Source organism: Azospirillum oryzae, from assembly GCF_008364795.1.
GTDB lineage: Bacteria > Pseudomonadota > Alphaproteobacteria > Azospirillales > Azospirillaceae > Azospirillum > Azospirillum oryzae.
In genome coordinates this window covers 354,476-368,836 of record NZ_VTTM01000005.1, presented here as the reverse complement: position 1 = coordinate 368,836, position 14,361 = coordinate 354,476, and the positions used below count along the sequence as shown (strand labels likewise).

General features: G+C 67.5%; 12 protein-coding genes. 1 reads left to right on the top strand and 11 read right to left on the bottom strand.

Annotation, left to right across the window (positions count from 1 at the left end):
* Positions 1 to 71: 71 nt before the first annotated feature.
* The 8 genes from FZ938_RS17020 to FZ938_RS16985 are packed head-to-tail and all read right to left on the bottom strand — an operon-like array spanning position 72 to position 9,489.
* Complete coding sequence (locus FZ938_RS17020; protein ID WP_149199645.1) at positions 72 to 821, bottom strand: electron transfer flavoprotein subunit beta/FixA family protein; 750 nt, start codon at positions 819 to 821, stop codon at positions 72 to 74.
* The gene (locus FZ938_RS17015; protein ID WP_149199644.1) at positions 821 to 2,476 is read right to left on the bottom strand and encodes an acyl-CoA synthetase; all 1,656 of its coding nucleotides are present in this window, start codon (positions 2,474 to 2,476) and stop codon (positions 821 to 823) included. The genes FZ938_RS17020 and FZ938_RS17015 overlap by 1 nt, the downstream gene beginning before the upstream one ends.
* Before the next feature lie 37 nt (positions 2,477 to 2,513).
* A complete protein-coding gene (locus FZ938_RS17010; RefSeq protein ID WP_149199643.1) occupies positions 2,514 to 3,659 on the bottom strand; it encodes an acyl-CoA dehydrogenase family protein in 1,146 nt (381 codons plus the stop codon).
* Between the two features lie 29 nt (positions 3,660 to 3,688).
* Positions 3,689 to 5,137: an aldehyde dehydrogenase family protein gene (locus FZ938_RS17005; protein WP_149199642.1), complete on the bottom strand. Its 1,449-nt coding sequence runs from the start codon at positions 5,135 to 5,137 to the stop codon at positions 3,689 to 3,691.
* Positions 5,138 to 5,142: 5 nt separating this feature from the next.
* Entirely contained in the window at positions 5,143 to 6,279 is a 1,137-nt protein-coding gene (locus FZ938_RS17000) for an iron-containing alcohol dehydrogenase (RefSeq protein ID WP_149199641.1), read from the bottom strand.
* Between the two features lie 30 nt (positions 6,280 to 6,309).
* A complete protein-coding gene (locus FZ938_RS16995) occupies positions 6,310 to 7,878 on the bottom strand; it encodes a CoA-transferase (RefSeq protein ID WP_149199640.1) in 1,569 nt (522 codons plus the stop codon).
* A gap of 7 nt (positions 7,879 to 7,885) precedes the next feature.
* The gene (locus FZ938_RS16990) at positions 7,886 to 8,341 is read right to left on the bottom strand and encodes a MaoC family dehydratase (protein ID WP_098735544.1); all 456 of its coding nucleotides are present in this window, start codon (positions 8,339 to 8,341) and stop codon (positions 7,886 to 7,888) included.
* Positions 8,342 to 8,379: 38 nt separating this feature from the next.
* Entirely contained in the window at positions 8,380 to 9,489 is a 1,110-nt protein-coding gene (locus FZ938_RS16985; protein ID WP_109152129.1) for a glycoside hydrolase family 88 protein, read from the bottom strand.
* A gap of 151 nt (positions 9,490 to 9,640) precedes the next feature.
* On the opposite strand from FZ938_RS16985, the gene FZ938_RS16980 reads away from it, so the two are divergent.
* Positions 9,641 to 10,552 (top strand): LysR family transcriptional regulator, encoded by a 912-nt coding sequence (locus tag FZ938_RS16980; protein ID WP_149199639.1) that lies wholly within the window; start codon positions 9,641 to 9,643, stop codon positions 10,550 to 10,552.
* A 12-nt stretch (positions 10,553 to 10,564) separates the two neighbouring features.
* Here the strand turns inward: FZ938_RS16980 and FZ938_RS16975 are convergent, their stop codons facing one another.
* The 3 genes from FZ938_RS16975 to FZ938_RS16965 all read right to left on the bottom strand — a co-directional run bounded on the left by FZ938_RS16975 (position 10,565) and on the right by FZ938_RS16965 (position 14,335).
* The gene (locus FZ938_RS16975) at positions 10,565 to 11,749 is read right to left on the bottom strand and encodes a fumarylacetoacetate hydrolase family protein (protein ID WP_149199638.1); all 1,185 of its coding nucleotides are present in this window, start codon (positions 11,747 to 11,749) and stop codon (positions 10,565 to 10,567) included.
* 55 nt (positions 11,750 to 11,804) lie between these two features.
* Positions 11,805 to 12,857 (bottom strand): Ldh family oxidoreductase, encoded by a 1,053-nt coding sequence (locus FZ938_RS16970; protein WP_149199637.1) that lies wholly within the window; start codon positions 12,855 to 12,857, stop codon positions 11,805 to 11,807.
* Positions 12,858 to 12,964: 107 nt separating this feature from the next.
* Positions 12,965 to 14,335: an FAD-binding oxidoreductase gene (locus FZ938_RS16965; RefSeq protein WP_343287124.1), complete on the bottom strand. Its 1,371-nt coding sequence runs from the start codon at positions 14,333 to 14,335 to the stop codon at positions 12,965 to 12,967.
* Positions 14,336 to 14,361 lie beyond the last annotated feature (26 nt).

Genomic DNA, 14,361 nt, shown 5'->3' with positions numbered 1-14,361 from the left:
CGGCGAGCGTCCCATCCCCTCTCCCACCGCAGGTGGGGGGGATGGAGAGGGGGCACCGGAGCCGGCGCTCCTCAGATCACCCGCGCTTCGGTCTTCAGCTTGTCGACCAGGGTGGCGACATCCGGCACCTTGATGCCGGCCTGACGCTTCGCCGGCTCGGTGACCTTCACCGTGGTCAGCCGCGGCGTGACGTCGACGCCGAGCGCATCCGGGGTGACGGTCTCCAGCGGCTTCTTCTTCGCCTTCATGATGTTGGGCAGTGAGGCATAGCGCGGCTCGTTGAGGCGCAGGTCGGCTGTCACCACCGCCGGCAGCTTCAGCTCCACCGTCTCCAGTCCGCCGTCGATCTCGCGCGTCACTGCGACCCTGCCGTCGCCGGCGACGACCTTCGAGGCGAAGGTGCCCTGGCCCCAGCCCAGCAGCGCCGCCAGCATCTGGCCGGTCTGGTTGCAGTCGTCGTCAATGGCCTGCTTACCGAGGATCACCATCCCCGGCGCCTCCTTCTCGACCAGCGCCTTCAGCACCTTGGCGACGGCGAGCGGCTCGGTCGTCACGTCGGTCTGCACCAGGATGGCGCGGTCGGCGCCCATGGCGAGAGCGGTGCGCAGCGTCTCCTGGGCCTGGGTCGGACCGACGGAGACCACAACGATCTCGGTCGCCGTGCCGGCTTCCTTGCACCGCACCGCCTCTTCGACGGCGATCTCGTCGAAGGGGTTCATCGAGAATTTCACGTTGGACGTCTCGACGCCTCTGCCATCCGCCTTGACGCGGATCTTGACATTGTAGTCGATCACCCGCTTCACGGGCACCATGATCTTCATCAGCAGCATCCCTCAACGTTTATGCCGCTCTGTTTCGCGGCTTCGCGCAATGCGAATTTCTGGATTTTCCCTGTAGAAGTCTTCGGCAACTCGCCGATGATCACAGTCTTCGGCGCCTTGAAATGGGCGAGCCGCGCTCGGCAATGCGCGATCAGTTCGGCTTCCGTAGCCGTCGCCTCCGGCCTCAGTTCCACGAAGGCACAAGGAGTCTCGCCCCATTTGGCATCCGGACGCGCCACGACCGCCGCGGCGAGCACCGCCGGATGGTGGTAGAGCGCCTCCTCGACCTCGACGGAATTGATGTTCTCGCCGCCGGAAATGATGACGTCCTTGGAGCGGTCCTTGATCTGGACATAGCCGTCCGGCTGGACCACGGCCAAATCGCCGGAATGGAACCAGCCGCCGGCGAAGGCCTCCGCCGTCGCCTCGGGATTCTTCAGATATCCCATCATCGTCATGTTGCCGCGGAACATGACCTCACCGACGGTGACGCCATCGGGGGGAACCGGCGCCATCGTCTGCGGGTCCAGCACCGCCATGCCCTCCTGCGCGGTGTAGCGCACCCCCTGCCGCCCCTTCCGCTCGGCGAGAGCCGCCGTATCCAGATCGTTCCAATTCGGTTGCGGGGCGCACACCGCCGCCGGCCCGTAGACCTCGGTCAGACCGTAGATCTGGGTGATGGAGAAGCCCATCCGTTCCATCGCCGCGATCACCGGAACCGGTGGCGGGGCGCCGCCGATCAGCGCCTCGACCGAGTGGCCGATCCCGGATTTCCAGGCATCGGGCGCGTTGGCCAGCATCGCGTGCACCACCGGGGCGCCGCAATAATGGGTGACGCCGTGCTCGCGGATCAGGGCTAGGATCCGCTCCGGATCGACGCGGCGCAGGCAGATGTTGGTGCCGGCGTTGGCAGCCATGGTCCAGGGAAAGCACCAGCCGTTGCAATGGAACAGGGGCAGGGTCCACAGCATCACCGAATGCCGTGGCATGCCCCAGTCGATCATGTTCGACAGGGCGGCCAGATAGGCGCCGCGGTGATGATAGACGACGCCCTTGGGATTCCCGGTGGTGCCCGAGGTGTAGTTGAGAGCGATGGCCTGCCATTCGTCCGAGGGCTGCCCACCGGCAAAATCCGGGTCGCCGAGGGCGAGGAAGCCTTCGTAGTCGACCGCGCCCACCCGTGCGCCGCCTGGACCTTGCCGATCGTCGATGTCGATCACCAGCGGCGGCCGGTCGAGTAGGGCCAGCGTGTCGCGGATGGTCGCGGAAAACTCCGTGTCGGCAATCAGCACCTTGGCCTCGGCGTGCCGCAGCATGAAGGCCAGCATGGGAGCGTTGAGGCGGGTGTTCAGCGTGTTGAGCACGGCACCGGCCATCGGGACGCCGAAATGCGCCTCGATGATCTCGGGGGTGTTGGCGCCCATCACGGCGACGGTGTCGCCACATCCGACCCCCGCCGCCACCAACGTTGAGGCGAGACGGCGGCAACGTTCTGCCGTCTGTGCCCATGTGTAGCGCCGCGCCCCGTAAACCACCGCAAGGTGGTGCGGGTAGACCTCCGCCGTGCGGGCGAGCAACGACAGCGGAGTCAGCGGCGCATGGTTGGCTGCGGTCTTGCCGAGGCCGTCGGCGTGGAAGGGGCTGTTGGCGGGCATGGTCCTGTCTGTTCCGTCCTGAAAGGAGGGGGAGCCTCTACCGAAGCAGTTCGCGCGCGATGATCATCCGCTGGATTTCCGAGGTGCCCTCGACGATCTCCAGGACCTTGGCGTCGCCGAAGGCGCGGGACACCGGGTATTCGATCATGATGCCGTTGCCGCCATGGATCTGGACCGCTTGGTGCGCGGCCTCCATCGCCTTTTCCGTGGCGAACAGCTTGCCCATTGACGCCTCGCGGTCGAACCGCTCGCCCGCGTCCTTGCGTGCCGCGGCGTCGTACAGCATCAGCCGCGCGGCGTGGCCGTGGGTCGCCATGTCGGCGATCTTGAACTGCAGAGCCTGGAACTCGGTCAGGGCCTTGCCGAAGGCGCGGCGCTCCTTCATGTAGGCGATCGAGCGTTCCAGCGAGGCCTGCAGGATGCCCAGCCCCAGGGCGCCGATCAGGATGCGCCCGGTGCTGATCTGCGCCAGCGTCTGCTTCAGTCCCGACCCGACCTGGCCCAGCAGATGGTCGGGCGTCAGCACGCACTCGTCGAAGAACAACTCGTGCGTGGACGAGCCGCGCCAGCCGATCTTGTGCAGCTTGCGGCCGGAGGTGAAGCCCGGCGTTCCAGTGGGCACGATGAAGTTGGAGATCTCCTTGCGGCCGTCCGGACGGGTGCCGGTGACGGCGGCGATGACGACGGGGCCGGTGATGTCGGTGCCCGAATTGCTGATGAAGGTCTTCGATCCGGTGATGACCCAGTTGCCGTCGCGCAAGGCGGCGCGCGTCTGGATGTTCGCACTGTCGGACCCGGCGCCGGGTTCGGTCAACGCGATGCAGCCGACCTGGGTGCCCTCCAGGATCGGGCGGAGGAAGCGGCGCTTCTGCTCCTCGGTCCCGAAACTGTTCAGCAGGCTGGCGATGGTGGAGTTCGCCATGATCGACACCGCGACGGCGCAATCGACCCGCGCGATCTCCTCCAGCACGATGGTGAAGCCGAGCCAGTCGCCGCCGCCGCCGCCATGGGCCTCGGGGTAGGGCAGGCCGATAAAGCCGAGTTCGCCGGCCTGCTTCCAGGCGGCGTAGGGAAACTCCTCCGCTTGCCAGAGATGCTCGGCGACCGGCGCGATCTCGTTTTCCGCGAAGCGGCGGACGGCGTCGCGGATCGCCTCGTGATGGTCCTTGATGACGGAGCTCATGATCCTGTCCTCTTTGCGTGCCGCCGCCGTCAGGCCTGGACGTAGCTGGTCTTGACGGTGGTGAAGAATTCGCGGGCGTAGGCGCCCTGCTCGCGCGGGCCGTGGCTGGACGCCTTCCGGCCGCCGAACGGCGTGTGGTAATCGACGCCGGCGGTGGGCAGGTTGACCATCACCATGCCGACATCGGCATTGCGCTTGAAATGCGCGGCGTGCCTCAGCGAGCCGGTGACGATGCCGGCGCACAGGCCGAACGGCGTGTCGTTGGCAATGGCCAGCGCGTGCTCGTAGCCGTCGGCGCGCAGCACCGTGGCGACCGGCCCGAAGATCTCCTCGCGGTTGATGCGCATCTCCGGCGTGGTTTCGGTGAACAGGGCGGGCGACAGGTAATGACCGCGCTTGGCCCGCGTCAGCAGGTTACCGCCGAAGGCGAGCGTCGCACCCTCGCCGGTGCCGCATTCGATGTAGCCGAGATCGCGGGCCAACTGCCGCTCGTCCACCACCGGGCCGATGTCGGTTCCGGGAGCCAGCGCGTCGTCGACGGTCAGGCGGCGCAACGCCTCGCCGAGGCTCTTCACGAAGCGGTCGTGGATGCCGGAGGCCACGATCAGCCGGCTGGACGCGGTGCAGCGCTGGCCGGTGGAGTAGTAGGATCCCTGCACGGCGCAGCGCACCGCGATCTCGAGGTCAGCGTCGTCGAGAATAACCAGCGGATTCTTGCCGCCCATCTCCAACTGGACCTTGGCGAGCCGTTCGGCGGCGACCGCCGCCACCCGCTTGCCGGTGGAGACCGATCCGGTGAAGCTGATAGCGTCTACCCCGGCCGAGCGGGCAATGGCGTCGCCGACCACGGCCCCTGGACCCATCACCAGATTGAAGACGCCGTCGGGAAGGCCGGCACGCGACAGGATGTCGGTCAGCGCCCAGGCGCAGCCGGGCACCAGTTCGGCCGGCTTGAAGACGACGCAATTGCCGTAGGCCAGCGCCGGCGCGATCTTCCAGGCCGGGATCGCCAGCGGGAAATTCCACGGCGTGATCAGGCCGACCACGCCGACCGGCTCGCGCGTGATCTCCACGCTGACACCGGGGCGGACGGAGTCCAGCAACTCGCCGCGCCCGCGCACCACCTCGGCGGCGAAGAAGCGGAAGATCTGGCCGGCGCGTGTCGCCTCGCCGATGCCCTCGGGCAGGGTCTTGCCCTCCTCCCGCGACAGCAGGCGGCCGAGTTCCTCGCGCCGCGCCAGGATTTCCGTGCCGACGCGATCCAGGATGTCGGAGCGCTCCTGGACGCCGACGGCGGACCAGGGCTTGAAGGCGCGCCGGGCCGCCGCGACGGCGTGTTCGACCTGTGTCGCGTCGGCGACGGCGTAATGGCCGATCACGTCGTCGAGATCGGACGGGTTGAGGTTCACCGTGGCGTCGCCGCCAGCCAGCCATTCGCCGTCGATGAAGTTCTTGTGGATGGTGGTCGTGCTGGTCATCGCAATCACCCGGCCCGGTAGGAATCGTTGAGCATGCCCAGATAGTCGTCGGCCGTGGCCGTCCGCGGGTTGGTGGCGTGGCAATGGTCCTTCAGCGCCTTTTCCGCGATCTCCGGCAGTTGCGCCCGTTCCAGCCCCAACGCTTCCAGCCCGGAGGGCAGACCCAGGCGGCGGTTGAGATCCGCGATGAAGGCGGCGGGATCGCCGTCCTGCGGCAGTCCCATCGCCTCGCACAGCGTTGCCCATTTCGCCGCGACCGCCGGCTTGTTGAAGCGCAGCACCGCGGGCAGCAGAATGGCGTTCAAGGTGCCGTGATGCAGGCGCAGCGGCACGGCACCCAGCGGATGCGATAGGGCGTGCACCGCGCCGAGACCCTTTTGGAACGCCATCGCGCCTTCCATCGCCGCCATCATCATGTTCCAGCGCGCCTCGCGGTCGGTCCCGTCGGCGGTCGCCCGCTCGATGTGGCGGATGCCGCGCCGCAGGCCGTCGAGGGCGATGGCCTCGGCCGGCGGGTTGACCGCGGGGGCGAGGAAGGTCTCGATGCAATGGGCGATGGCGTCCATCCCGGTCGCCGCCGTCAGCAGCGGCGGCAGGCTGAGCGTCAGTTCCGGATCGCAGATCGCCACCTTGGGCAGCAGATGCGGGCTGAGCAGGCCGAGCTTGCGGCCGTCGCGCATGACGATGACGCTGCCGCGCCCGACCTCGCTGCCGGTGCCGGCTGTGGTCGGGATGGCGACCAGCGGAGCCACCTGGGCGGTGATGCGGGCGGCGCCGCCCTCAACCGCCGCGTACTGTTGCAACGGGGCCGGGTGGGTCGCCAGCAGCGCCACCGCCTTCGCCAGATCGATCGCCGACCCGCCGCCGACGGCGACGATGCCGTCGCAACCGCGATCGCGGTACAGGTCCGTGGCGGCGACGACGGCGTCCTCTGTCGGGTTGGGCGGCGTGTCGTCATAGACGACGGTGCCTTCGGTGCCGCCCATGGCGTCGAGCACGCGCTGGAGCAGCCCCGCTGCGCCGACGCCCTTGTCGGTGGCCAGGAAGGGGCGGCGGATGCCGAGCCGGCGCAATTCGGCCGGCAGCGTGCCGAGCGCCCCATAATCGAACTGGATCGTCGTCAGATAACTGATGGTCGCCATGGTTTTTCCTCGGATTTCTTCGTGAGCGCGTCAGTCGCGGAACAGCCGGTCCGCCATGCGCGGCAGAGGGTCGAGAACGCGGTGCGGCGGGCAGTCCATCAGGTCGATGACCTGGGTCTTCGCGTCGATGCCGGGCGCCACCTCGGTGAGCACCAGACCGTCCGGTTCCACCGCGAAGACCGCCCGTTCGGTGACGATCTTCGCTTTCTGCCCGCGCTCCGCCACGTTGCGCAGCAACGGATAGGTGATCTCGTCCACCCGCTCGACGAACTTGCGGACCTTGCCCTCGCGCTGGATGGTCAACCGTCCGTCGCCGACCTCCACCCCCAGCCCGGCGGTGGTGAAGGTGCCGGTGAAGACAAGCTCGCGGGCGTTGTAGGCGATGTCGATGAAGCCGCCGGGGCCGGGGTTGGCGGCGCCGAAGCGGCTGACGTTGACGTTGCCGGCCCGGTCGAACTGGGCGAAGGCCAGCGCCGCCGCCTCGCAGTTGCCGCCGTCGATGAAGTCGAACTGCGACGGACCGTCGATCAGCGCCTCGGGGTACATGTTGGCGGAGAACTGCCAGCCGCTCATGACCACGCCGCCGAAGGGGCCGTGCTCGGTGGTGAAGTTGTAGCGCAGCAGGCCGTCGTCGGCGAAGGCGCCATCCTCCATCATCACCGTCGGCACGTCGGACGAGGCGCCGAAGCCGAAGATGGTGACCACGCCCGGCCGCACTTCCGCCGCCGCGCGCCGCGCGATGACCTTGTCGGCGCCCTGCGGCAGCCGCTCGGTCGTCCGCCCGTCGAAGATCTGGCGGCCGAGGTAGCGGTCGTCGTAGCGGATGCCGGTGGTCATCATCGGTTCGGGCGCGACCACGACATGATCGACCAGTTCGCCCGGCACGCGCACCTCATGGACGGAGCGCGAGCGGCGGGGCACCAGCTTGCGGACCTGTGCGATCACGGTGCCGCCCGACGCCTTCACCGCCAGCGCCAGGGCCAGGGCCGAAGAGGTGATCGGCTCGTCCTCGAAGCTGAGGTTGCCGTGCTCATCGGCGCTGGTCGCGCGGATGAAGCCGACGTTCAGCGGCCAGGTCGGGTAATGCAGGTACTCGCGGCCGTCGATGCTGTGCAGCCGGACCAGATCCTCCCGCGCCCGCTCGGTGTATTTGCCGCCCTGCTGGCGCGGGTCGATGTAGGAGCCGATGCCGATGGGCGTCAGATAGCCGGGGCCGCGCCGCGCGACCTCGCGCAGCCAATGCATGGTGGCGCCGATGGGCCAGCAATAGGCCTCGACCCGGTTCTCGCGGATCAGGCGCATCATCTCGGGCCGCTTGCCGGTCGCCGGGTCCAGCGCGTTCAGGTAGTTGCCCGACACCACGCGCTTCATCAGCCCTTCGATGGCGACATGGTCCATCCCCTTGATCCCCAGCGCGTCACCGACGCTGACCGGGAAGAAGAAGGTGAGGTCGCGCGGGCTGCCGGTGTCGCGGAACCGCTGGGCCAGCGCGCCGAGCAGGGCGTCCGGGGTCAGCCAGCCGATCACGCCGACGCTGGCCACGGTCTGGCCGGGCTGGATGAGCGCGACCGCCTCTTGCGCGGTGCAGACCTTGCTCATCGCGGCGTCACTCCTGGAAATGGATGATGTGGGTGCAGACGCAGACCGTCTCGCCGCGCTGGTTGGTCAGCGTCGCGTCGGCCCACAGCCGCTTCTTCGCGTCGTCGGCGCGCACGATGCGGTAATGGACGGTCAGAGTGTCGCCGATGCGGACCGGCTTGGTGAAGCGGACGCGGTCGTAGCCGTAGGACACCGCCGGGCGACCGGCCCAATCGAGGTACTTGGTGACGGCGCCGGACACATAGCCGACCATCATCGACCCCTGGGCGACGCGGCCGCCCAACCCGACGCGGCGGGCGTATTCCTCGTCGCAATGATTGGGATGGTTGTCGCCGCTGATGCCGGCGAAAGCGTAGATGTCGTATTCGCCGATGGTGCGCGTGTAGCTGGTCTCGGTGCCGATCAGCGTGGAAACCGGGCCGCGATGGTTGATGCGGGGCGCCGGATACTGGTGTTCGGACATGGGAATTCCTCCGGGAAAACGGGGGGCGTGTGTGGTCGTCAGAGCCGCTCGGGCGCGAGGTCTCCCTCCAGCGCCAGCAGGGCTTCGAACAGGAAGTAGTCGCCCCAGATCAGTTCGTGGGCGGTGGCGGTGCCGTTCCGCTTGTTGAAGCAGCCTTCGGTCAGGATGCCGGGTTGGCGCGCGTCGCCGGGGGCGGTCGGCGTCAGATAGCCGTTCACCAGCGCATCCACGGACTTGCGCGCCGCCGCCTCGTAGCGCTCGCGGTGTTCGGGGATCAACGCCGCCAGCTTCAGCAGGGCGGCGGCGCCGATGGCGGTGGCCGAGCTGTCGCGCTCGGTGGCCGGGATCGCCGGATCGTCGAAATCCCAGAAGGCGACGCCGTCGGCCGGAATGTTGGCGAGCCACCAGTCGGCGACGCGGACGGCGTCGGCACGGAACTCCGTCTCGCCCCGCGCCAATGCCTGGGCCAGCCCGATCATCGCCCAGCCCTGCGCGCGGCCCCAGGTGCTGTTCTCATGGATGCCCTTGTGGGTGTAGCGGCGCAGCAGGGCGCCGGTTTCGGGGTCGAAGCTGGCCGACTGGCAGACCGACCCGTCGTCGCGTACGCACAGGGCGACATGCTGGCGCAGATGGTCGCGGGCGACGGCCGCCGCGTCGCCGCCCCGGGACAGCAGCAGCGCGATGGTTCCCGGCAGGGCGTCGATGTTGGCCTCGTTGGCGCCGACGTCGAAGGCCTCCTCCGCCTCGGTGCCGAGCGGGATCAGCCGGGCGCGCGGGTTGTACATCCGCATCAGCCCGGCGGTGCCGGCGGCGGCGAGGTCGCGGGCCACCGGATCGGCGAGCAGGGCGTCGCCGATGCCGGCGCCGTACCAGAACAGGAACCCCTTGAAGACGGAGTTGGAGTCCGCGCGGACACGCAGCCGCGAGGCCCAGTCGCGGGCATGGTCGCGGTAGGCCGCGTCGCCGGTGCGCAGCGCGGCAAGCCACAGCATGCCGCACCAGAAGCCACCGGTCCAATCACCGGCCGGACTGCGCACCCACACGCCGTTGGCTGGATCGGCGTAATGGGGAAAGCCCGAGCCGGGCTGTGCCAGGGTGGAGTCGACGCGCGCCAGCACGCGCGCGATGGCGTTGGTCCGATCAATCATGATGCGTTTCCTCTTGGCGGTTCGGTCGCGCAGACCGTTTCGGTCGCCGATTGTCCGCATTGCCCTTTGTGATGAGGGCGATGATAAGGATTGCCGAAATCAACCGTCCAATATATTATAGAAGCGTTATTTATACTGGAAAGATATAAGTATGGATCTGCGCCATCTCCGTTACTTCGTCGCGGTCGCGGAAGAGCTGAGCTTCACGCGGGCGGCCGAGCGGCTGCACATCGCCCAACCGCCGCTCAGCCAGCAGATCCGCCAGCTTGAGGACGAACTCGGCGTCTCCCTGCTGTACCGGACGCGCCGTCATGTCGAGCTGACCGACAGCGGGCGCATCTATCTGGAACTGGCCCGGCAGATTCTGCGGTCGGTCGAAGCGGCGGCGGTTCAGGCCCAGCGCGCCCAGCGTGGCGAGATCGGGCAGTTGGCGGTCGGATTCTTCGAGCACACCTCTTACACCGTGCTGCCGCCGATCCTGCGCGCCTATCGCGAACGCTATCCAATGGTCGATGTGCAATTGCGCTGGTTTCCGGTCGTCGATCAGGTCGATGCCCTGTTGCGCGGGGACATCGACGTCTCGTTCCTGCGGCCGGTCTTCAATTCCGAAGACATCACGAGCGACTCCCTGCTCAAGGAACCCTTCGTGCTCGCCGTTCCGTCGGACCATCCTTTCGCGGCGTTGGAGACTGTGCCATTCGCCGACTGTGCTTCGGAAAGCATCATCATCTACAGCCAGAAATCGGCCCCGGACTTTCACGGCATGATCGCGGGCATGTGCGCCGCGGCCGGCTTCGTCCCCAAGGTCGCTGCGGAGGTGGCGCAGGTCTACACCGCGCTCGGGCTGGTCAGCTCGGGCGCCGGGATCGCGTTCGTGCCGTCCGCCGTGCGTCGGGTGCATTTCGAACAGGTCGTCTACAAGACCCTGTCTGGCGACGATGCCCGGATCGAGGTGCTGTTGGGATGGACGCAATCCACACCCTCCCCCTTGTTGAAGGCGTTCATCGAAACGGCGAAAGCGGTTGTGTGTGGTATGAGCGCACCGGCGTGTGTGGCGACCTGACGATGCAGCGCTCTACAGCAGCCCGCGCCGCGCCAGGTTCCGCATCAGCGCCGAGGCGCCAAAGGTCCACGGGGCACAGCCGGCGCAAGGCATCACACGATTGATCAATGTGCCAAGGGAGGGAGTGGCGATGGTCACGATGTCCTCCGTCCTGTGCGTGAATCCCTCGCCGGGCCGATCCCGATCCTGCACCGGCGCGAACATCGTTCCCAGCAGCAGGACAAAACCGTCTGGATACTGGTGATTCTCGCCGATGGTCGCCGAGACGAGGGTCTCGGGATCGCGGCTGATCCGCTTCATCGAACTAGCCCCTTCCAGGCGGAAACCATCTGCACCTTCGATGAGGAGGGAGAGTTCGGCTTGGCGCACGTCGTCCAGAGTGAAAGACTCGTCGAACAGGCGTAGGAACGGTCCCAATGCGCAGCTCGCGTTGTTGTCCTTGGCGCGGCCGAGCAGCAGCGCCGAGCGCCCTTCCACATCGCGAAGGTTGACATCGTTCGCCAGGGTGGCGCCGACAATGCGACCATCGCTGGCGACCAGGATTGCGATTTCGGGTTCCGGGTTGTTCCAGGTCGAAACCGGGTGGATGCCGACATGGGCACCAACCCCGACGGCGGACATCGGCTGTCCCTTGGTAAAGATCTCGGCGTCCGGGCCGATGCCGACCTCCAGATACTGCGACCAGACGCCGCGCGCGACCAAGGCGGCCTTGACCTCCATCGCTTCCGGAGAGCCGGGGCGGAGCACCGACAGGTTGCGGCCGATCACACGGTCGATGTCGGCCCGGATCGCCGCCGCCCTGTCGGGTGCGCCACGCGCCTGTTCCTCGATGACCCGTTCGAGCAGGCTGACCACGAATGTCACGCCCGATGCCTTGACCGCCTGAAGATCGATCGGCGCCAGCAGCCATGGGGCGTCGGGCGCGCGGCGTCCCTCATCCGAGTTCTGCAGAATTGCGGCGAGCGGTCCGATGCGACGTCCCGGCAGGCTGCGGATGCGGTCCACCGGGATGCGGCTTTCGATCAGATCCCGAACGGTCGGTATCTCCCGCGAGGTGATGTCGAAGACCTCGCCATCGCGTACCGTAACGACAGCAGGACCGCCATGCTCCGGCAACCAAATCCGGCCGATCAGCGTGGGGTCCGATGCTTGCGGCAGGACGATATCGGGGAGCAGGGGAAGGGAATGGGTCGGCATCAATGGATCCCTTAGGTGTGACGGGCGTCGACCCGCCGATTGTGATTCAGTGAGATCAAAGATCGGACACGTGCGGTTTCCGGAGCTTCAGGAACGCGGCGGTCTCCGGGTCGATGGGAATTCCGTCGCGGCGCCGTTCGGCCTCCACCGCCCATTCGCGGTCTCCCGGAGCCAGGATCATCTTGCCGGGACGCGCCGGCGCGCCTCTGAGATCCGCGAGGTACTGGGTGATGAGCGCGTCATAGGCCTCCCGTCCGACGAACCGGACAGGGTCGATGGCCAAGCAGAAATGGCCGATGTTGCGGGGGGTGGCGATGTCGTCTGTTCCCGTCATCGGGATGCAGCGGCTGTCCAGGCTCCCTCCGACCAGTACTGCGGACAGGAGGGTGACCAGCCCGGCCAACCCGGCCCCCTTGAAGCCGTAGCCGGTGCCGCCCAGGGGAATCAGCATCTCGGTCGCGTTCGGATCGGTTGTGGGTTCACCCGATCCGTCGGCAGCCACCCCATCCGCCAGGGCCAGCCCCAACGTCCGGTAGAGATGAACCCGGTTCAACGGGATAGACGAGGTGGCCATGTCGAGAAGCCATGGCTTCTGGTTTGGCACGGGTGCCGCGGCGGCGATCGGGTTGGTTCCGTGAAACCGCGCACGTCCGTCGTGCGGTGCCACGACCGCATCGCTGTTCGTCGTGCACAGGGCGATGAAACCGGCTTCAGCCCCCGCGAGCGCGTAGGCTCCGGCTGCCCCGTAATGAGACGAACCGACGATGCCGACCGCACCGATTCCGCATTGCCGTGCGAGCTCGCAGGCCAGTTCCATTCCGGAATAGGCGGCTGCGTGGCCCAGGCCATGGTCGGCATGGAGCAGGGCCGTTGCGTCTCCGGTGCGGCGTATGTCAAAGCGCGGCACCGGGTTCACCCGCCCGCTTCGCAACATGGCGGCGTAATGCGCAGTCAATCGGGCGCCGTGGCTGTCCACTCCGCAGCGCGACGCGTGCATCATTGCCCTGGTCGCCGCTGCGGCGCATCCCTCCTCCGCTCCGGCGGCGCGCAATGCGGCAAGGATCCCAGCCTCCAGCTCGGCTTCGGGCACGCGAATCATCGTGTTCATATCAGGTCGCCGGTGTTGTCGATTGAGATGGGACTCCGGCCCGTCGGGCCATCGAATCCAAGATGGAAACTCTGGAGGGTTCGACCTGGGGTGAACAACCGGGCGTGTCAGGACAGCCGGATCATCTTCCCCGGATTCATGATGTTGTTGGGATCGAACGAGCGCTTGAGGGTGCGCATCAACTCCACGGACGGGCCATGTTCCGCTTCCAGGGCGTCGAGCTTATGCAGGCCGATGCCGTGTTCGCCGGTGCAGGTTCCGCCCATGCGGATCGCACGCAGGCTCACACGCTTCGCCAGCGCATCGGCGCGCCCACGTTCGTCGGGATCTTGCGGGTCGAACAGAATGGTCAGATGAAAGTTGCCGTCCCCGACATGCCCAACGATGGGGGCGATCAGACCAGTCTGGTCGATGTCGGCCCGCGTCTCCCGGATACAGTTGGCCAGTTCTGAGATCGGCACGCAGGCGTCGGTGCTCATGCAGCTCTTCCCCGGCGCCAGACCCAGGCAGGCGAAGTAGACGTCGTGGCGGGCTTTCCACAGGCGCGTCCGGTCCTCCGGGCGGGTGGCGTGAATGTAGGCACTGCCGCCATGCTCATCGCAGATCGCCCGCATCATGTCCATCTGCTCGGCAACCGCGGCCGGCGAACCGTGGAACTCCAGGAACAGGGTCGGGGTTTCGCCGTAGCCCTCCAGCTTCGAATGTCGGATGCAGGCGCGCATCTGCATGTCGTCGAGCAACTCGATGCGAGCCAGCGGAATGTTCATCTGCATCGCCGCGACCACCGTGTCGACGGCGCTCGTCAGATCGGGAAACTGGCAGACCGACGCGGCAACCGCTTCCGGCAGGCCGTTCAGGCGAAGCTGGATCTCGGTGACGATGCCCAGCGTGCCCTCGCTGCCGACATACAGCCGGGTCAGGTCATAGCCCGCCGCCGACTTCCGCGCCCGTCCCCCGGTGCGCAGGATTCGGCCGTCGGGGGTGACCACCGTCAGGCCCAGGACGTTCTCGCGCATGGTGCCGTAGCGCACGGCGTTCGTGCCAGAGGCACGCGTCGCGGTCATGCCCCCGATCGAGGCGTTCGCTCCGGGGTCGATGGGAAAGAACAGGCCGGCCGAGCGGATCTCTCTGTTCAGCTGCTCGCGCGTCACGCCGGCTTGGACGCGGCAGTCGAGCGAGCCGGGATTGATTTCCAGAATGCGGTCCATGCCGGTCAGATCGACCGACACGCCGCCGTGCAACGGCACCACATGTCCTTCCAGCGAGGAGCCGGCGCCGAATGGCACCAGGGGAATCCGCGCGTCGTTACACAGCCGGGCGACCGCCGCGACCTCCTCGTTGGTTTCGGGAAAGACGACGATGTCCGGCAGGACGGCGTCGGGCAGTCCCTCTCCGCGGCTGTGATGCTCGCGTACCGCTTGCGACGTCGCCGTGCGGGGGCCGAGCAGCGCCTTCAGGTCGGCGAGGAGTCTTTCCACGGCGGATGCGCTCGGGCGATCCGGAG